Annotated in this window: 16 protein-coding genes and 1 pseudogene; 14 read left to right on the top strand and 3 right to left on the bottom strand. The window is 41.3% G+C overall.

What is annotated here, in order from left to right; translation table 11 throughout:
• The 14 genes and pseudogenes from uppS (at position 1) to tilS (ending at position 17,398) form a co-directional block, all read left to right on the top strand.
• A complete protein-coding gene (gene uppS, locus C427_RS17320) occupies positions 1-741 on the top strand; it encodes a polyprenyl diphosphate synthase (protein ID WP_007641200.1) in 741 nt (246 codons plus the stop codon).
• Between the two features lie 40 nt (positions 742-781).
• Positions 782-1,644 (top strand): annotated as a pseudogene (locus C427_RS17315) (phosphatidate cytidylyltransferase).
• Positions 1,644-2,852 carry a 1-deoxy-D-xylulose-5-phosphate reductoisomerase gene (gene ispC, locus C427_RS17310; RefSeq protein ID WP_007641205.1) on the top strand — a complete coding sequence of 403 codons (1,209 nt, stop codon included), beginning with the start codon at positions 1,644-1,646 and terminating at the stop codon, positions 2,850-2,852. The pseudogene C427_RS17315 and the gene ispC overlap by 1 nt, the downstream one beginning before the upstream one ends.
• Positions 2,849-4,198: a sigma E protease regulator RseP gene (gene rseP, locus C427_RS17305; protein WP_007641208.1), complete on the top strand. Its 1,350-nt coding sequence runs from the start codon at positions 2,849-2,851 to the stop codon at positions 4,196-4,198. Before ispC ends, rseP begins: the two co-directional genes overlap by 4 nt.
• 65 nt (positions 4,199-4,263) lie before the next feature.
• Positions 4,264-6,741 (top strand): outer membrane protein assembly factor BamA, encoded by a 2,478-nt coding sequence (gene bamA, locus C427_RS17300; protein ID WP_007641210.1) that lies wholly within the window; start codon positions 4,264-4,266, stop codon positions 6,739-6,741.
• A gap of 48 nt (positions 6,742-6,789) precedes the next feature.
• Positions 6,790-7,305: an OmpH family outer membrane protein gene (locus C427_RS17295; protein ID WP_007641213.1), complete on the top strand. Its 516-nt coding sequence runs from the start codon at positions 6,790-6,792 to the stop codon at positions 7,303-7,305.
• A 17-nt stretch (positions 7,306-7,322) separates the two neighbouring features.
• Positions 7,323-8,369 (top strand): UDP-3-O-(3-hydroxymyristoyl)glucosamine N-acyltransferase, encoded by a 1,047-nt coding sequence (gene lpxD, locus C427_RS17290; protein WP_015431121.1) that lies wholly within the window; start codon positions 7,323-7,325, stop codon positions 8,367-8,369.
• 39 nt (positions 8,370-8,408) lie between these two features.
• A complete protein-coding gene (gene fabZ, locus C427_RS17285) occupies positions 8,409-8,855 on the top strand; it encodes a 3-hydroxyacyl-ACP dehydratase FabZ (protein ID WP_007641216.1) in 447 nt (148 codons plus the stop codon).
• 3 nt (positions 8,856-8,858) lie between these two features.
• Positions 8,859-9,626, top strand: coding sequence for an acyl-ACP--UDP-N-acetylglucosamine O-acyltransferase (gene lpxA / locus C427_RS17280; RefSeq protein ID WP_007641218.1), 768 nt, complete (start codon positions 8,859-8,861; stop codon positions 9,624-9,626).
• Positions 9,627-9,629: 3 nt separating this feature from the next.
• The gene (gene lpxB / locus C427_RS17275) at positions 9,630-10,790 is read left to right on the top strand and encodes a lipid-A-disaccharide synthase (protein WP_007641220.1); all 1,161 of its coding nucleotides are present in this window, start codon (positions 9,630-9,632) and stop codon (positions 10,788-10,790) included.
• A 14-nt stretch (positions 10,791-10,804) separates the two neighbouring features.
• Positions 10,805-11,398 (top strand): ribonuclease HII, encoded by a 594-nt coding sequence (rnhB, locus tag C427_RS17270; protein WP_034899951.1) that lies wholly within the window; start codon positions 10,805-10,807, stop codon positions 11,396-11,398.
• Entirely contained in the window at positions 11,399-14,884 is a 3,486-nt protein-coding gene (dnaE, locus tag C427_RS17265; RefSeq protein ID WP_007641223.1) for a DNA polymerase III subunit alpha, read from the top strand.
• A 55-nt stretch (positions 14,885-14,939) separates the two neighbouring features.
• The gene (gene accA / locus C427_RS17260; RefSeq protein WP_007641225.1) at positions 14,940-15,896 is read left to right on the top strand and encodes an acetyl-CoA carboxylase carboxyl transferase subunit alpha; all 957 of its coding nucleotides are present in this window, start codon (positions 14,940-14,942) and stop codon (positions 15,894-15,896) included.
• Between the two features lie 92 nt (positions 15,897-15,988).
• Positions 15,989-17,398, top strand: coding sequence for a tRNA lysidine(34) synthetase TilS (tilS, locus tag C427_RS17255; protein ID WP_007641227.1), 1,410 nt, complete (start codon positions 15,989-15,991; stop codon positions 17,396-17,398).
• 65 nt (positions 17,399-17,463) lie between these two features.
• Here tilS and C427_RS17250 read toward each other — a convergent pair whose 3' ends face one another.
• The 3 genes from C427_RS17250 to C427_RS25565 form a co-directional block, all read right to left on the bottom strand.
• The gene (locus C427_RS17250) at positions 17,464-18,066 is read right to left on the bottom strand and encodes a DUF6445 family protein (RefSeq protein WP_007641229.1); all 603 of its coding nucleotides are present in this window, start codon (positions 18,064-18,066) and stop codon (positions 17,464-17,466) included.
• A 300-nt stretch (positions 18,067-18,366) separates the two neighbouring features.
• On the bottom strand, positions 18,367-19,515 hold the full coding sequence (locus C427_RS17245; protein WP_085949634.1) for a tetratricopeptide repeat protein: 1,149 nt from the start codon (positions 19,513-19,515) through the stop codon (positions 18,367-18,369).
• Positions 19,482-19,976 carry a response regulator gene (locus C427_RS25565; protein WP_015431119.1) on the bottom strand — a complete coding sequence of 165 codons (495 nt, stop codon included), beginning with the start codon at positions 19,974-19,976 and terminating at the stop codon, positions 19,482-19,484. The genes C427_RS17245 and C427_RS25565 overlap by 34 nt, the downstream gene beginning before the upstream one ends.
• Positions 19,977-19,986 lie beyond the last annotated feature (10 nt).

Raw genomic sequence — 19,986 nt, 5'->3', positions numbered from 1 at the left:
ATGAATTCATCTGAACAAATAATCGAAAAAATAGTGCCCCAACATGTTGCTATCATCATGGATGGCAATGGGCGCTGGGCTAAAAAGAAAGGTAAAATCCGCACCTTTGGCCATAGAGCAGGGGTTAAGGCAGTTAGAGCCTCAGTATCCTATGCACTAAAAAATGGTGTGCAGGTTCTTACTCTCTTTGCTTTTAGCAGTGAGAATTGGAACCGACCAACTGAAGAGGTTGGGGTGCTAATGGAACTCTTTAAGATGGTACTTGGCAGTGAAGTGAAAAAACTGCATAAAAATAATGTCAGGCTCAAAATTATTGGTGATACGAGCCGGTTTGATAGTAAGCTGGTGAATCAAATTAGAGACGCGGAAACGCTGACTGAAAAAAATAACAGTTTAGTTTTGAATATTGCTGCTAACTACGGCGGTCGCTGGGACATAGTCAATGCTACTAAAGAGTTAATTACACAAGTGCAAGCTGGTCAGATTGATGTAGCAGATATAGACGAAGAGACATTTACACGTCATACCTGTGCAGCAGACTTACCGGCAGTTGATCTATTGATCCGCACCGGTGGTGAGCAAAGAATTAGCAATTTCTTGTTGTGGCAAATTGCATATGCCGAATTGTATTTTTCAGAAGACTTTTGGCCAGATTTTAATGAAGCTGTTTTCCAAGCCGCAGTGGATGCTTTTACTGACCGGCAAAGACGTTTTGGAAAAACATCAGAGCAGGTAAGTTAATGATTACTGATAATAAAAATAACAAATTTGAGAGGCGTTTGTGCTAAAACAAAGAATTATCACTGCGCTTATTCTTGCTCCTTTGGCATTGTTTGCCATTTTATATCTACCTTTATTCAGCTTTCAAATTATGATCGCGATAGTGATGGGCTTGGGTGCTTTGGAATGGTCAAGTATGTCGGGTATGACCCGCACCTTTACCAAGAGTGCCTATGCGGTACTAGTCGTTTCAATATGCCTAATATTGTCAATTATGTTACCGACAGATTTGATTTGGTATCAAGGACAGTTAAATAGTCTATATACTTGCATTTTATTAATAGCCGCCATCTGGTGGATCGTGTCACTTGCGATGATAATTGCCTATCCTCGTTACAGTTCTGTGTGGTACACCAGCAAAATACTCCGCGGTATTTTTGGTTTTTAACTTTGATCCCAACTTGGGTCGCCGTTGTTACGCTGCGCACCAGTTTGTTCGACGTGGATCCCTTTTACGGTGCTTCCCTTATTTTTTATGTCTTGGGAATTGTTTGGGCTGCAGATATTGGCGCGTTTTTTGTTGGCGTTAAATTCGGCAAACATAAACTGCGACCTAAGGTTTCTCCAGGTAAAACAATTGAAGGTCTAATGGGGGGGGTGTTTGCATCTTCGGCTATTATCGCTTTCGCCGCGTTGCATTATCAAGTTGATTCATCTCGCGTGTGGTTACACGTACTAGTTGGTGCGTTAACTGTTGGCGTTTCTGCTTTAGGTGATTTAAATGAGAGCATGTTTAAACGCTGTGCTGGCATAAAAGATAGTGGAACCTTACTCCCTGGTCATGGCGGTGTTATGGACAGAATTGACAGCCTGACTGCGGCGTTCCCTGTTTTTGCATTTTGTTATGTAGTGTGGATGGCCTAATGCAAAATATTAGTGTTTTGGGCGCAACGGGATCAATAGGTAGAAGTACTATTGATGTGCTAAATAGGCATCCTGAGTTGTTTAGCGTTTATGCGTTAACCGCTAATAGCAATATAGAATTGTTGTTGCAGCAAGCCTTATTATGTTCACCTAAATATGTAGTGATTGCCGATCCTAAGCAATTTAAACGTGCAAAAAAGATATTTTCAGACCATCCATTAACTTGCGAAGTGTTAAGTGGTCATAACGCGCTTGAGCAAGTTGCTAGTGCTCCCGAGGTAGATATCGTGATGGCTGCTATTGTGGGTGCAGCCGGTTTGTTGCCTACTTTAGCTGCGGTGAAAGCGGGTAAGAAGGTGTTGCTTGCTAACAAAGAATCCTTAGTCATGTCGGGTGATTTATTCATTCAAGCTGCTAACCTACATAACGCCAAAATTCTGCCTATAGACAGTGAACACAATGCGATTTTTCAATGTTTACCCGCTGATTTTAAATATGGTGAGTTATGTTCTTCTGGAATCAGCAAAATTCTGTTAACTGGCTCAGGTGGGCCGTTTTTAAGCTCGCCACTTAGTGAACTACATCATGTAACCCCAGACCAAGCTTGCGCACACCCTAATTGGGATATGGGTCGCAAGATATCTGTCGACTCGGCGACTATGATGAATAAGGGGTTAGAGTTTATTGAGGCAAAGTGGTTGTTTGGGCTTGAATCCTCGGATATTCAGGTAGTGTTACATCCACAAAGTATTATTCACTCTATGGTGCAATACTTAGATGGTTCGGTGTTGGCTCAAATGGGCAATCCGGACATGCGCACGCCTATTGCCCATGCTTTGGCTTTCCCCGATAGAATTGAATCGGGTGTCGCCCCCTTAGACTTCAATCAATTAGCAAACTTTACTTTTACTGAGCCAGAAGCTGAGCGCTATCCTAATCTGATACTCGCCATGCAAGCCAGTAGCGCAGGTCAATATGCTACCACCACACTTAATGCCGCAAACGAAGTGGCAGTGAATGCGTTTTTACAAGGGCAAATTGGATTTTTGCAAATCGCGCAAGTGAATCAAGAGTGTTTGCAGCAAACATCATCTCACAACCTAGATAGTATTGAAGCTGTGCTTGAAAGTGATAATTCTGCGCGAAGGCTCAGCATGAATATTATTGGTAATCTTAATCAGTCTTGTATGCAGAGGGTTAGCTCTTGAGTTTTCTAATTAGTCTGGTTTCTTTTATCGTCGCTTTAGGCATTTTAGTCGCTGTGCATGAATGGGGACACTTTTGGGTTGCCCGCAGATGTGGAGTGAAAGTACAACGGTTCTCTATCGGTTTCGGCAAAGCCCTATGGCGAAGAACCGATAAGCTTGGCACTGAGTATGTGATCGCGGCTATTCCATTGGGTGGCTATGTAAAGATGCTTGACGAAAGGGTTGATGAGGTAAGCGAAGAAGACTTGCCTTACGCTTTTAATCGCCAGCATGTATTAAAGCGTATTGCTATTATCGCTGCAGGGCCCGGTGTAAATTTTCTATTCGCAATATTTGCTTTGTTTGTGATGTACTTAATCGGTTTACAAACGATTAAGCCTGTTGTGGGCAGCATTCAACCAGACAGTGTTTTCAGCCAAGTCAATATTCCTCAAAATGCCATTTTAACGCAAGTTGGCGATCGTAAAGTGGTCGACTGGGAAGATGTCGCTTATGAGTTTATGTCGTTTATTGGACACGATGAGATGCAGGTTAAATGGACCGATGAGAAAACTACATTTGAACGCTCAGCCACGATTAACTTAAGCGAATGGAAATTTGATCCAGATAAAACGTCAGTTTTTAGTAGCTTAGGCCTTATCCCATTTCGGCCTAAAGTGCTTAATGTGTTGGGATCCGTACAAGATGGCTCTGCCGCACAGAGCATTGGATTTCAGGCAAATGACAAAATTGTCAGTTTAGATGGAACTAGTATGCAAAATTGGGAACAAATAGTGGGATATGTTTCTACAAGACCTAATCAGACTATTGAAGCTAGCGTGCTTAGAAATGAGCAAGTCATAAGCTTAAACGGAACCATTGGTAGTAAAACTGAAGAGCAAACTACAAAAGGCTACATGGGTTTTACTCCTACTCTTGAACCTTGGCCAGAAGGTGTGGTATTTGTTCATCAATACGGCGTTGTTAAAGCTATGTCCAAAGCAATGGACAAAACATGGCGCTTGATGACACTGAGTATTGAGATGCTTGGTAAGTTGATAACCGGTGATGTATCGGTGAAGAATTTGAGTGGTCCTATTTCGATTGCTCAAGGTGCAGGGATGAGTGCCAGCTTAGGCTTAGTGTATTTTTTAGGCTTTTTGGCGTTAATTAGCGTTAATTTGGGCATAATTAACCTTTTACCTCTGCCAGTGCTTGATGGTGGGCACTTACTCTATTACTTTATAGAACTTTTCAGTGGTAGGCCTGTCCCAGAATCAGTGCAGGAAGTGGGATTTAAGATTGGTGGCGTTTTGCTACTGCTATTAATGAGCATCGCGATAGTAAATGATATTGCGCGTTTATAATTTTTATCGGTCGATTTGACCATGCACAACACATGTTTTTGTGCGTTTAGGAAGAATATTATTAAATGAAGTTTAAACAGTTAGTTGTTGCGGGATTAATATTATCCATTGCTAGCTTCGCGAAAGCAGCCCCGAGTAGTGAATTTGTCGTAAAGGACATCAGAGTTGAAGGTTTGCAGCGTGTTGCCTTAGGTGCCGCTTTGACATATTTGCCAGTTACAGTCGGGGATGAGCTGAATAGCTTCAGGATTTCACAGCTTATTCGGTCTATGTATTCGTCAAGCCATTTTGAAAACATTCAAATTTTTCGTGACGGTAATACCCTTTTAGTTAGGGTTACTGAAAGACCGACGATCAGTAATATTGTATTTGAAGACAATGATGATATTAAAGATGAACAGTTACAACAAAGTTTAAATGATGCCAATATTTTGGTTGGTGAACCTTTAGACAAAACTGTTTTGACTTCAATTGAAAATGGTTTAAAAGATTTCTTTTACAGTATCGGTAAATACAATGCCGATGTGACGGCGATTATCACACCCCTACCCAGAAATCGGGTCGATCTTAAATTGTTATTTGAAGAAGGCGATTCTGCTAAAATCCAGCAGATTAATATTGTTGGCAATGACATCTTCAGTGACCCTGAGTTGTTAGAACTGGTAGAGTTAAAGTTTGATACTCCGTGGTGGGATTTTTTATCAGAAACCCGCTATCAAAAACAAACCTTAACTGGCGATATGGAAACGATTACTAGCTACTACAAAGACCGTGGCTACTTACGTTTTAATATCGATTCTACCCAAGTCTCTATGACACCTGATAAAACCGGCATTTATGTCACCTTAAACTTGGAAGAGGGTGAGCAATACACTATCTCTGATATAGAGCTAATCGGTGATTTGTTGGGCTATGAAGATTATATAAAACTGGTGCTGCCGTTAACCAAAGGCGAATTGTATAATCAAGCTGAAGTCACTTACACAGAAGAATTTATCAGTAAGTATTTAGGCCGATATGGGTATGCTTATCCCACAGTAACTACTATTCCTGATATCAATGAAGAAGACAAAACGGTGAAGTTAGTGTTGTCTGTTGACCCTGGTAAACGTATTTACGTAAGACGCATTAACTTTGCAGGCAATAACAGTACAGCTGATGAAGTGCTGCGCCAATCTGTGTCACAAATGGAAGGATCGTGGTTATCTAACGCTACTCTAGAGTCCTCTAAAAATAGCCTGTCACGACTGACTTATATGGAAAATGTGGACTTTGAAACAGTCCGTTTACCTGGCGAAGAAGATAAGGTTGATGTGAACTTCACAGTTAAGGAGCAGCCTTCTGGTGCCTTTAACGCAGGTATCGGTTATGGCGATCGTACAAAGTTAAGTTTGCAAGCTGGAATTCAGCAAGATAATTTCTTAGGCACAGGTAAACGCATTGCATTTAATGTGAGTACAGTTTCCTATCAGAAAAGTGTTCAGTTGTCATACACCGACCCATATTTTACTATAGATGGCATCAGTTTAGGTGGTTCCGTATCTTATAGTGAATTTGATGGAAGTTCGGCTAACCTGATCCAGTACAACAGTAAACAGTTTTCAGTGGGGAGTAATATTGGTTATCCCATCGATCAATTTAATCGAATTAATTTTGGTCTAACCTACAGCACCGTTGAACTGTTTCAGAATCAACCATTTGTTCAAACGACGCGTTTTAATAATCAATTTGTGGATGAGAATAATCCTGATGCTGCGATTAACTATGATAGTTTCTTGGCGTCAGTGGCATGGTCACGTAGTACCCTTAACCGAGGTGTGTTCCCCACCGCAGGTTCTTCACAACGTGCTTCATTTGGAATTACCACGCCTAACTCAGACGTAAACTATTTTAAGACTGAGTTAGATGGTAAATGGTATTTTCCATTATCTCGCAATCAACGCTGGTCGTTCTTAGCTAGACTGAAAATGGGTTATGGTAATGGGTATGGCGAAGTAGGCGGTATTGACCAAATACTACCTTTCACCCAACATTTTACAGCCGGTGGTTCAGATTCACTTAGAGGGTTTGAAAATAATACAGTAGGGCCTCGTGGAGTGCAGGTAACACCAGCGAGCGTCATCACTGACCCTAACGGTAAATTGATTTTAGGTGATAACTCTAACGATACCATCTCAATCTCTAGTCGTTCATTAGGCGGTAATGCCATGATACTTGGAGGGGTTGAATTAATTGTTCCCACTCCTTTTGTAGAGGTCGATTTTGATAACTCTGTGCGTACCAGTCTATTTGTGGATGTGGGAGGTATTTGGGACACCGAGTTTGATTACGAACGTTATAAAACCCTAGATGTGAACAATTCATTCAACAATGATGGATTAATTGATTACAGTGACCCCACACTCTATAGAGCATCGGGTGGACTTTCTGTACAATGGCTATCACCTATGGGGCCGATGGTGTTTAGTTTCTCGAAAGTAATCCAAGAAAGAGAGGGTGATGATTCTAAATTCTTTACCTTTAACATTGGTCAGACATTTTAATTTCTGGTTGGTATACTAATCACAAAACAATAAAAGTAGGAGTTCCATTTGAAAAAGTTTACTAAAAGTTTAATTGCTGGTGCATTGATAACCACAGCTATGGCGAGTTCAGCAGTATTTGCTGAACAAAAAATTGGTGCAGTAAATGTACAAGGTATTTTTCAGGCTATGCCTCAAGCTGCTAGTATTCAAGAAAATATTGCTGCACAGTTTAAAGACAAGACAGAAGAAGTCAGTCGTTTAGAAAAAGACATCAAATATTATCTTGAAAAAAATCAGCGTGATGCCGCTACTATGAGCGCAAAAGAAAAAACTGAACTTGAAGGCAAAATTATTGCTTTGCGCGAAGAGTACACGGCTAAGGCTCAGCCTTTACAGCAAGAAATTCAAGCTCGTTTAAAAGAAGAACAAAACAAGTTGTTAGGTTTGATTAAACAAGGTATCGATGCCGTCGCAGCAAAAGAAAAGTATGATGTTATCTTGAATGCTAATTCTGTTGCGTTTATTAACCCAGACAACGATATTTCTAAATCAGTTCTTGAGCAAATTGCTAAAATCAACTAAACCGCTTTAGTTGCCACATGGGAGGTGTTTTGAGTCACGCAATAAGTCTTATTAAATTGGCACAAAGCATTGGTGCCAGGCTGCACCTAGCCGGTGCTGATACTCAAGATACTCTCATTAATGGATTATCTACCTTAGTGAAAGCTGGCAATGGCCAGATTTCATTTTTGTCGAATAAAAAATATCGCAGTCAGTTGCAGGATACGCAGGCTCAAGCCGTGATTTTGCATCCTGACGAATTATCCCATTGTAACTGTTCCGCCCTTGTTATGAATAACCCTTATGTTGGGTTTGCGAAGGCTGCACAATTATTAGATACCACTCCAGAGCCAGCGTACGACATATCTCCTCATGCTGTCATTAGCGAAAATGCAGAACTGGGTAAACACGTCAAAATTGGGGCAAATGCTGTAATTGAGGCAGGAGTCAAACTCGGAGATAATGTTGTTATTGGCGCGGGCTGTTTTGTTGGTATAAACGCCCAGATAGGTGTCAATACGAAGTTATGGGCCAATGTGTCTATTTATCATGAAGTGATAATAGGCACAGATTGTTTGATACAAGCTAACACTGTCATTGGTAGTGATGGTTTTGGTTACGCAAATGACAACGGCCACTGGATTAAAATACCGCAACTGGGCACTGTTATCATCGGTAACAGAGTTGAAATTGGCGCCAGCACTACCATTGATCGTGGCGCGTTAGACAATACTATTTTGGCCGATGGGGTGATCATCGACAATCAATGTCAAATTGCCCATAATGTTGAAATTGGTGAGAATACTGCAATGGCGGCTTGTTCTGTGATTGCAGGCAGCACTGTTATAGGTAAAAACTGTAGCATGGCGGGTTTAGTCGGCATTAATGGCCACATTACCGTTTGTGACAATGTGGTTTTTACTGGCATGAGTATGGTCACTAAAAGTATTTCAGAGCCTGGCGTTTATTCATCTGGCATACCTGCTTATGCCAACAGAGAATGGCGTAAAAATACAGTAGCATTACGAAATATTACTAGCCTTAATCAACGTGTCAAAACATTGGAAAAAAGCCAGCAGCAGTAGTGATTTAGCTACCGACTGGTTAGTTTAGGAGAACACCTTTTGGCCAATAATGTAAACACTCTAGAAATAGAAGATATCATGGCGTTGCTTCCCCATCGTTATCCTTTCTTGTTAGTAGATAGAGTGACAGATTACACTCTCAATGAGTCTATATCCGCTTATAAAAACATCACTTTTAACGAACCTTGCTTTACTGGGCATTTTCCAGGCAAACCAATTTTCCCAGGCGTTATGATCTTAGAAGCATTAGCACAGGCTGCTGGTGTCTTAGGTTTTAAGACGGCGGGTAACTCTGACGATCTATATCTATATGCCGGTATCGACAAGGCCCGTTTCAAAATGCCGGTTGTGCCGGGCGATCGCATGGATATGGAAGTAAGGTTAATTAAAGAACGTCGCGGAATTTGGAAGTTTCATGGTGTGGCTAGCGTTGATGGTAAAGCTGCATGTGAAGCCGAATTTATGTGTGCCATGAGGAGAATGTAACAGGTGATCCATTCTACTGCCATTATCCATCCCACTGTTAAACTGGGTAAGAATGTTTCAGTTGGTGCATTTTGCCTAATTGACGCAGATGTCAGCATAGGCGATAACACGGTGCTTGAATCTCATGTGGTAGTGAAAGGCAAAACCAGCATCGGTCAAGGTAATCATATTTATCAGTTTGCCTCTGTTGGCGAAGATTGTCAGGATAAAAAATATGCTGGTGAGCCTACTGAACTCATTATTGGTGACAACAATATTATCCGTGAGTCGGTAACTGTTCACCGAGGCACTATTCAGGATGAAGGCGTTACTAGGATCGGTTCTAATAATTTACTGATGTGTTTTGTACATGTAGCCCATGATTGTGCTATTGGCGATAATAGCATATTAGCAACTGGCGCAACGCTTGCAGGGCATGTTCACATTGGTGATTGGGTTATTATGGGCGGTTTGACTGCAGCTCACCAATTTTGTCACATTGGTGACCATAGCTTTATTGGTGGTGGAGCCATTATTTTGGCTGATGTACCGCCTTATATTATGTTAGGGAACGACGGTACACCTCGCGGTATTAATTCCGAAGGATTAAAACGTCGTGGTTTTTCTAGTGAAACCATTATGCAAATCAAACGTGGTTATAAAATTTTGTATCGTAATAGTAATCGAGCTACAGAAGCAGTTGAAAAATTGTTGGAATTGGCTGGCGATGTTCAAGAAGTTAAACTTATGGCTGATTTTGTAAGTCACTCTGCTCGAGGCATAGTTCGCTAAATTATGAGCGAGAAAGCACTCAAAGTAGGCATTGTTGCCGGCGAAGCGTCAGGTGATATTCTGGCTGCGGGCCTAATAAAACAACTTAAGAAACAATATCCCAATGCAACTTTTGAAGGCATAGCCGGACCAAAGATGCAGGCTCAAGGCTGTCAAAGTCTATTTGATATGGAGGAGTTGTCAGTAATGGGATTGGTTGAGGTCTTATCGCGTATTCGCAGACTGATGTTTGTTCGCAAAACGTTGTTAAATCACTTTCTCACTAATCCACCCGATGTCTTTATTGGCGTTGATGCACCCGATTTTAATTTAGGCCTAGAATTAAAGCTCAAAAACCAGGGTATTATAACTGTACAATATGTCAGCCCTACCGTTTGGGCATGGCGCGAAAAACGAATTTTTAAGATAGCTAAAGCCACCAACTTAGTATTGAGTATTTTCCCCTTTGAAAAGCAAGTGTATGACAAGCATCATATCCCTTGTGAATATGTTGGTCACACCATGGCTGATGACATTGCTATTAAGCCCGATATACAAAAAGCTCGTCTTTCTTTAAAACTTAAAGAAAATTCAACGGTTCTAGCTCTGTTACCCGGCAGTAGAAAGCGCGAAGTCGACACATTACTGGATGTTTTTATCCAATCCTGTTTGTTATTAAAGACGGATATAGCGGACTTAAACGTATTAATACCTGTGGTTAATCGGCAGCGAAAAGACCAAGTAGACCAGTACATTCAGACCCACAATCCTGATTTGTCGATACAGGTTGTAATAGGCCATGCTAGAGAAGTCATGATTGCCTCAGATGCAGTATTACTCGCTTCTGGTACGGCGACTCTTGAAGCGATGTTATGTAAGAAAAACATGGTCACAGCCTATAAACTTAGCGGCATAACGTATCAAATGATGAAGTGGTTATATAAGGCTAAATATTTTGCTCTACCCAATGTTTTAGCCGATGAAAAGTTAATTCCAGAGTTGTTGCAAAACGACGTGACACCACAGAGAATAAGTGAGTTATTACTACCTATGTTGACCTTGCAAGGTGGTGACGAGCAACAAGTACTTATAACAAAATTTGAAGCTTTACATGAATCACTTAAAAAAGACGCAGACGTGCAATCTGCCGCTGCTGTGGCTAACTTGATTGAGCAACAGCCATGAGCCAATTTAAAGAAATGATTCAGTTGATTGCAGGCGTTGATGAAGTCGGACGAGGACCTTTAGTCGGTGACGTGGTCACTGCTGCAGTTATCCTAGATCCCCAATATACAATTGTTGGATTAGCCGATTCAAAAAAACTATCTGAAAAAAAACGTGATGTTTTAGCTGCTGAAATTAAGCAATATGCCTTAGCTTGGTCAATAGGCCGAGCCAGTCCCCAAGAAATTGACCAGCTTAATATCTTACAAGCCACTATGCTTGCCATGACTAGAGCGGTACAAGGATTAGCAATTCAACCGACTCATGTGATGGTTGATGGCAACCGTTGTCCAAAGTGGGATTACTCTAGTGAGGCCATTGTTAAAGGTGATGGTTTAATTGCAGCAATATCAGCGGCTTCGATTATTGCAAAAGTAACACGTGATAAAGAAATGTTAGTGCTGGATCAACAACACCCAGAATATGGTTTTGCTAAACATAAAGGTTATCCCACGCCATTTCATTTGGCTAAGCTCGCTGAGTTTGGACCACTGCCTCAATATCGCATGAGTTTTAAGCCAGTGCAGCAATCTCTTGCTATGCGCGATGGCCAGTTAGCAGGTTCTTAAATGACACAACAATTACAAGCCACCCCCGTCAATTTTGTACATCTACGTGTGCATAGCGATTACTCCATGTTGGATGGGTTAAACAAGGTTAAACCGCTTATCGCCCATGTCAAAGAACTGGGTATGCCTGCCGTTGCTATCACCGACCAAATGAACATGTGTGGGTTGGTTAAATTTTATAGCCAAGCTCATGCTAACGGTATCAAACCTATTATTGGCGTGGATTTTTGGGTGCAAAGCGACGAGTTAGTAGGCACTTTGTTTCGTCTAACGTTATTAGCTATGGACAACAAAGGCTACAAAAACATTACACTGTTAGTCTCCAAAGCGTATTTACGCGGCAGTGTTAAAGACCGGGCAGTTATTGACAAAGATTGGTTAGTAGAGCACAGCCAAGGCGTGATTATAATATCAGGGGGCAAAGCAGGCGATTTAGGTATGTTGCTGACTAAGGGCAATATGGATATTGCACATAATGTGACTCAATTCTATCAACACCACTTCCCTAACCGGTTTTATTTGGAATTAACCCGCACCGGTAGGGACGGAGAAGAAGACTATATTCATAGTGCTGTAAATTGGGCGCAGCAATATGATTTGCCTGTGGTTGCTACAAACGAAGTCTGTTTTGTGGATAGACAATATTTTGATGCCCACGAAATTCGTGTGGCTATCCATGATGGTTTCACTTTAAACGATCCTCGCAGACCTAAGGAATACTCCGAACAGCAATATTTACGTACCTCTGAAGAAATGTCAGAGCTATTTGCTGATATTCCAGAAGCCGTTCAAAATACAGTAGAAATTGCCAAACGTTGTAATGTCACAGTTCAACTTGGCACCTACTTTTTGCCTGATTTCCCGACTGATGGAATGGATATCAAAGACTTTTTAGTCAAGGTCTCCAAAGAAGGTCTTGAAAGACGTCTGGCATTTTTGTTTCCTGATGAGCAAGTGCGTTTAGAAAAACGCCCTGAGTATGATGAACGCTTAGACATTGAACTTGTGGTTATCAACCAAATGGGTTTTCCCGGTTATTTCTTGATCGTGATGGAGTTTATTCAATGGAGTAAGGACAATAATATTCCTGTTGGCCCCGGTCGAGGGTCAGGTGCTGGCTCATTAGTGGCATATGCACTGGATATCACCGACCTCGATCCACTTGAATATGACTTGTTATTCGAACGTTTCTTAAACCCTGAACGGGTATCTATGCCTGATTTCGATGTCGATTTTTGTATGGACAGACGTGATGAGGTAATTGATCACGTGGCCGAAATGTATGGCCGCGATGCCGTATCACAAATCATTACTTTCGGTACTATGGCGGCAAAAGCCGTAGTGCGCGATGTGGGCCGTGTGTTGGGGCACCCTTATGGTTTTGTTGATAGGATCTCTAAACTTATCCCACCCACTCCGGGTATGACGTTAGAAAAAGCTTTTCTTGAAGAGCCGCGCTTACCTGAGTTATACAGCCAAGACGAAGATGTCAAAGAGCTGATCGACATGTGTCGTATTCTGGAAGGTTGCACGCGTAACGCAGGTAAACATGCCGGTGGCGTAGTGATTGCCCCCACATTGATTACCGATTTTGCACCACTTTACTGTGATGATGAAGGTAAAAACCCAGTTACTCAGTTCGATAAAAACGATGTTGAGACTGCAGGGCTGGTTAAGTTTGATTTCTTGGGATTACGTACCCTGACCATTATTCAGTGGGCGACTGATATGATCAAAGAGGGCAAAGGCATTGATGTCGATATCGCTGCCATCCCTCTGGTCGATGCAAAATGTTTTAGGGTACTGCAAAATGCAGAAACCACAGCGGTATTCCAGCTTGAATCCCGTGGTATGAAAGAGTTGATTAAACGCCTTAAACCAGATTCATTTGAAGATATCATTGCACTTGTGGCACTGTTCAGGCCTGGTCCATTACAATCCGGCATGGTTGAAAACTTTATCGATCGTAAGCATGGCCGTGAAGAAGTTTCTTACCCTGATGCAGAATATCAACACGAATGTTTAAAAGAAATCTTACAACCAACCTACGGCATTATCCTGTATCAAGAGCAGGTCATGCAGATTGCTCAGGTCATGTCGGGTTATAGCTTGGGTGGCGCAGATTTATTACGCCGTGCTATGGGTAAGAAAAACCTAGAGGAAATGGAGAAACAGCGCGAGTCATTCGAGACTGGAGCCAAAGAAAACGGCATTGATCCTACTCTAGCGATTAAAATATTTGACCTAGTTGAAAAGTTTGCTGGATATGGTTTTAACAAATCCCACTCCGCAGCTTACGCCTTAGTGTCTTACCAAACGTTATGGCTTAAAACTCATTATCCTGCTGAGTTTATGGCTGCTGTTATGTCAGCGGATATGGATAACTCAGACAAAATTGTGACCCTGGTTGATGAATGTAACCGCATGGGATTGACCATATTACCACCCGATGTTAATGCCGGTAGCCGTAAGTTTACGGTGGATGAAGAAGGGCGCGTTGTTTACGGCATAGGTGCAATAAAAGGCGTAGGTGAAGGCCCTATCGAAGCGATTATCGAAGCGCGGGAAGAGACCGGAAAATTCAGTGACTTATTTGATTTTTGTGCCAAAGTCGACCTTAAACGCATTAATAAGCGCATCTTAGAAAAATTAGTCTTGGCAGGAGCATTAGATAATTTAGGCCCGCATCGTGCGTCATTAATGTCTTCTTTACCCGACGCATTGGCCGCAGCCGGTCAACATGCTAAGAATAAAACATCGGGGCAATCAGATATGTTTGGTTTGCTGACCACCGAGACTGAGCAAGTACAACAAGCCTTTGCTGAAGTACCTCATTGGCCAGAAAAAGTCTGGTTAGATGGTGAGAAAACTACGTTAGGACTATATCTAACCGGTCATCCAATTAATCAGTACCTGAGTGAAATCAAACATTATGCGCCTTGTCGTTTAGTTGACCTAAAGCCAACTAACAGAGACCAAATCGCGTACGCTGTAGGTTTAGTCTTGGGTGTTAGGGTGATGACCAATAAACGTGGTCGTCGTTGGGCACTAGTGACATTAGATGATAAAAGCGCCAGAATTGATGTTAGGTTTTTCCCTGATATGCTTGAACAGTTCGAAGAATTGCTGCAAGCAGACAAAATATTGGTAATAAGTGGACAGGTCAGCTTTGATGAATTCTCTGGTGGCAATACAATATCAGCACGTGACGTTATGGACTTAGTCCAAGCCCGTGAGAAAAATGCCAAAGGTTTGCAAGTGCATTTAGAATCAAGCTGGTGTAATCCATCAACTCTAGCTAAAATGCAAACCATTTTGCAACCTTATCAAGGTGGCAGTTGTCCGGTTCAGATACATTATGTACATCCAGACGTAAAAGTAGATTTAACCTTGGGCGCGCAGTGGTATGTTTCTCCCCAAGATGAGTTAATATATGACTTACAACAGCTATTGGGTAAACCTCAGGTTGACTTGGAATTTCACTAATTCGTTTATATAAGTAAACAAATGAAAGCTGTAAACAATTATTATTAGGTGTTCAATGAGTGTAAATTTTTTAGAATTCGAAAAACCTATCGCAGAATTAGAAGCGAAGATTGAAGAGTTAAGGCTGGTCAATCAAGGGGGAGAATTCGATCTCAATATCGAAGAAGAGATCACTAAACTTCGAGAAAAAAGTGCCGAATTAAGTCGCAAAATATTTGCAAACTTAGGCGCATGGCAGGTATCTCAAATAGCGCGGCATCCAATGCGTCCTTATACCTATGACTATATTGAGCGCATATGTACTGAGTTTGATGAACTTGCTGGTGATCGTGCCTTTGCGGACGACAAGGCCATAGTGGGCGGCTTAGCTAAAATTGATGGGCAGCCAGTGTTGATTATTGGTCATCAAAAAGGCCGCGATACCAAAGAAAAAATTAAGCGTAACTTTGGCATGCCTAAACCAGAAGGTTATCGCAAAGCGTTACGTTTGATGGAAATGGCTGAACGTTTCAATTTACCTATTCTTACTTTTATTGATACTCCCGGTGCTTATCCAGGTGTTGGCGCAGAAGAGCGTGGTCAAAGTGAAGCTATCGCCCGTAACTTAAAAGTCATGTCAGGCTTAAAAGTGCCTATTATCTGTACTGTGATTGGCGAAGGTGGTTCTGGTGGCGCATTGGCCATCGGTGTCGGCGACCGTGTAAACATGTTGCAATACAGCACCTACTCGGTTATTTCACCAGAAGGTTGTGCCTCTATTTTGTGGAAAAGTGCTGAAAAAGCACCACAAGCTGCTGAAGCTATGGGGGTTAGTGCGGGCCAAATTAAAGAGTTAGGATTGATTAATCAGATTGTGAGTGAACCATTAGGTGGCGCTCATAGAGATTATGACAGTATGGCCGCCAATCTAAAGGCTACCCTTAAACAGCAACTCGCTCAGCTTGGTAGTTTGTCGACCGAAGAGTTATTATCTCAACGTTATGAACGACTAATGTCTTTTGGTTATTGTTAAATAATCAGTATTTTTTATAAATTAATACATAAATACAGTATAAGAAGCCATCTGAAAAGATGGTTTTTTGTTATTAGAGGTTGCGAATAATAATGTCAGTTTTAAACACTCTAAGAGAACAACTTCGCTGTGAGCCGCTTTTGTCGGCGACTCATATCGTTGTTGCTTACAGTGGAGGTGTGGATTCCCATGTTTTGTTACATGCGCTTCAGCTTGCAAGAGAGCACGCTAAACTTGATTTTCAACTCAGTGCTATTCATATCCATCACGGTTTAAGCCAACATGCAGACCAGTGGCAAGCACATTGTCAGCAAGTGTGTTCGCAGTTAGACATAGCGTTTCAAACTGCGAATGTATCCGTTGTAGCACTACGAAGACAAAGCCTTGAAGCACAAGCAAGAGAAGCGCGCTACAGCAAATTAGTTGAATTAGCGCCAGTTAACAGTCAAGTGATACTTGCACAACATCAAGACGACCAACTTGAAACATTTTTATTACAGTTAAAGCGTGGTGCAGGGCCTAAAGGTCTGTCAGCGATGAACCGTGAGTGGGTTGTAAATTACCGATTACAACCAGACAAACGGGTTGGGTTTTATCGACCACTACTAGATACCACCCAACAGGCTATTTTGGACTATGCACAGCAACATAATTTGAAATGGTGCGAAGACGAGTCGAATCAAAACACTGATTTTGAGCGCAATTTCTTACGACATGATGTGCTACCTATCTTACAACATCGTTGGCCTGAAATTTCACGTTCTGTGGCTCGAAGTGCAGCGTTATGTGCCCAGCAACAAGGTTTGTTGGATGAAATTTGTTATAACAAGCTCAAATCTATACAAGCTTCTGCTAATAGTTTATATCTCACCGAGCTTAAGCCGTTAAGCTCGTCGTGGTTACATCAGCTGGTACGTTATTGGTTGTCTGAGTTAGGTATTCAAAGCCCATCTTTAACAGTATTAAATCAACTTAGGCCAGAGGTGCTTGATGCCGCAGAAGACGCTACACCTATTTTGCAATGGAATGGCTGGCAGTTTAGACGCTTTGATCAACAGTTATTTGTAATAAGAGCCAGTCTACAAAAAGCCACTTTAAATAAAATTTGGCAGGGTGAAAACACTGTTTCGCTACCCAATAATATGGGGGACTTAACCTTTATCCAAGCTGCAAGCTCACAAGCTGATAGCCCTCAAGATGACGATATGTCACAGCTAACAGTTAATCCAAACTTGGGACCTATTTCGTTTCGTTTCGGTGGATACTCTGCGAGGTTTAAGCCTGCGGTTAGCAGTCACTCAAAACCCATTAAACAATGGTTTAAACAATGGAAAGTGGCACCATGGTTACGTGATTCTGTTCTGCTAGTGATTCAGAATGAGCAAGTGTTAGCAGTACTGCTCGATGGCAGTTGGCAATGCGCTAAGGCACTTGACAGCAATCTTAAAAATGATTCGATATTGCAAATAGTGCATGTCAGAGTTGAGGGTTCAAAGGCTTAAGGGCTTGCGCAACTTGAGCAACAAGCTGCAAAAACGTCGGGTGCTAGGCGGATAATCAACCAGTTCTACTGGTTGTTATAAAATAACGGGTAAATAATCCTACCGTTTTCAACGGAATCTCCAAATCCAGGTCCAGCATTGTGAAAAAGCCAAGGACGAAACAACACTAATCGATTATATTTCATAGGAATATGAGAGGTTAATTGCCATTGTTCAACGTCTTGTCCATTAGCCTTTAAATCATCCCAGAATTCTTGATGATTGTTAAACCCCATATTTTTTAATTGCTCTTTATTAAGAGGAGCGGTATCACTTTTAGTTTCTTTATTACGGTAAAAGTCAGTGCCTCCGACGCAGTCTTCATCTTTAGACAGATACAGGATCCCCGACCAGTAACATTGGTCAATGTGGACCCCACCTTTACCTTGCTCACCTGCAAGTGCCATACGAAACTTACCATGACTATTACCTGTTGCGGCAACTAATTTTTCACCTACTATTTCGCTAATTAATGGGTCGAGCCCGTCAACAAAAACCGCTTCTTGAGCATTTCTACCTGGAAAATAAGTTTGCTCCTCAGGCATAGGATAAACTGCCGACAGAGCTTTCGCTCTGAGGGCATCAACAGCATCTAAAAAGTCATCAATAACAACAAGTGAGTAATACATAATTCAACAGCTTTGGACTAAAAAACATAGCTAATGATACAAGGAAATGTCTTAGATATGAAAGTTAGCATCTTGGTTTTTAACTAATGGGTAGTGAGCGTCGCTAACTTTGATTTATAGCTTAGGTGTTTTAATAAGCATATTTACAAACCATAGGACTGCTATTTTAATTCATACCTATACTGGCTAATGTATTGAGGACTAGTCACTTAGAGTTGAAACTTTGACTACTATCGTGCTTAAAGACGCGGTTAAAAGCTCGGTGAAATTAAGGTCAAATGAAGTCTTACAGGCAACATGTTACTTAGGAGTAGCGGATACGATATTCAATCTGTTAGTGCAACCCTCTAGTTTAGCCTGTTGTCCTTCAGATAACGATATCTGCTTTAAAGCCTGCAAACAGTTTGCCACACACTGTGTTTCTTCCTCGTTTAAGCCCTCTAGCTCCGCTAATACAGCGATTACTTTTAACAGGCTGATAGCAACGTTGGCATTGTTAGGTGACAACTGTGAGGCTTGACACAGCAGATTGTATGCAGGTTTATAGCGTTTGTTTTTATAATGTGATGAAGCCATCTCACCTAATTCTTTTGGACTGTAACGAATGTCTTGTCGTTCTTTGGATTCCTGCTCTAGATATTCAGCCAGTACTTTACCGGTAAAATAGTTATGCCCCATATCACCTTTCATCTGTTCAAGTAGCAGCATCGATTGCTCCCACAAACCAACTTCATGAAAAGCTTTGACCTTATCTAGATTGTCTTCGAAATTTTTAAGGGCATTGGCGCGGGTATGCGACAGCATAATTTGCTCTGCCTGCTTTTTATTCTTGCGCAAGTTAAGAAGTCTCACTTCAACAATAGTGATCTGATCGCCCAAATCTGTTGCGTTACCAAAGTCCTGCTTTAATCGAACCAGAGTTTTTTCTGTGTTGATTAACAACTTATTTGATTCAATTTCAGATAAAGTTGCCGCAAGTTCTAAACCAGAGCGGATAACGTTTAATTGCAAATATGGTGTGTCATGAATGGAGTTTTTCACATGTTTTGCGATATTTATTGTCGCTAAATATTGCCCCATTCTGTCATGGTTTAACCTAGCTAAATTCCATGACTTTTTATTTCGTTCAATACTACGGGGCGCTAATTTGGTTGCCTCTTGAATGATTTCGTAACCTAGTTGGTAATCCTCATTATCGATATGAAATTCGGTCAGTAGGTCGTAAGTAGCAAATTTTGTATCGTCTCTTTTTAGAAGCACAGCGGTTAATTCAGTTGCTTCATCTATTTTATTTTGTTTGAGTAAGGTCGATGCTAATCCCATCTGCACCCAAGCGTAAGAGTAATTTTTAGCCAGTTTTTCATAGAACTCTTGTGCTCCATAATATTCCTTAATATTAAATAAACTTTTGCCAATCAGTCGATTAATTTGTGGATAATATAATGACAACGAGGCATATTGTAACTGGCGCTCTGAGTAATAAATAACAGTTGGGTACTCGCCTTGGTCAAAACAATAGCGCAAAGAATAAAACTTTTTTCGATTGTGATGATTTGATGAATACGTTTTTCGACTTTAGAACGATCCAGTGGCTTGACCCAAAAGTCAGTGGGCTCCATTTCCACTACACAATTGACTAGACCTTGGGTGGTATCTGTACTGAGAAACACCACACAAGTAGTTTTAGTGATGTACCCCTTAAACTTCATTTCTTCTAGTAAATTAAACCCATCTTTGTCACTTTTAACGTCAAAGGCGATCAATATCATGTCGAAACGTGTTACCTGACATAACCTCAATGCTGAATAGGCATTGTGGGCGCTTTGTACCTTTTCAATACCCGCATCAAGCAAAGCACCTCTAACAACACTATGCACCAAAGCCTGACCATCTATTATTAGAACTTCCATTTTGCGTTAG

Source organism: Paraglaciecola psychrophila 170 (assembly GCF_000347635.1).
In the GTDB taxonomy this organism is placed as follows: domain Bacteria; phylum Pseudomonadota; class Gammaproteobacteria; order Enterobacterales; family Alteromonadaceae; genus Paraglaciecola; species Paraglaciecola psychrophila.
This window is presented reverse-complemented; position numbering and strand designations above follow the sequence as displayed.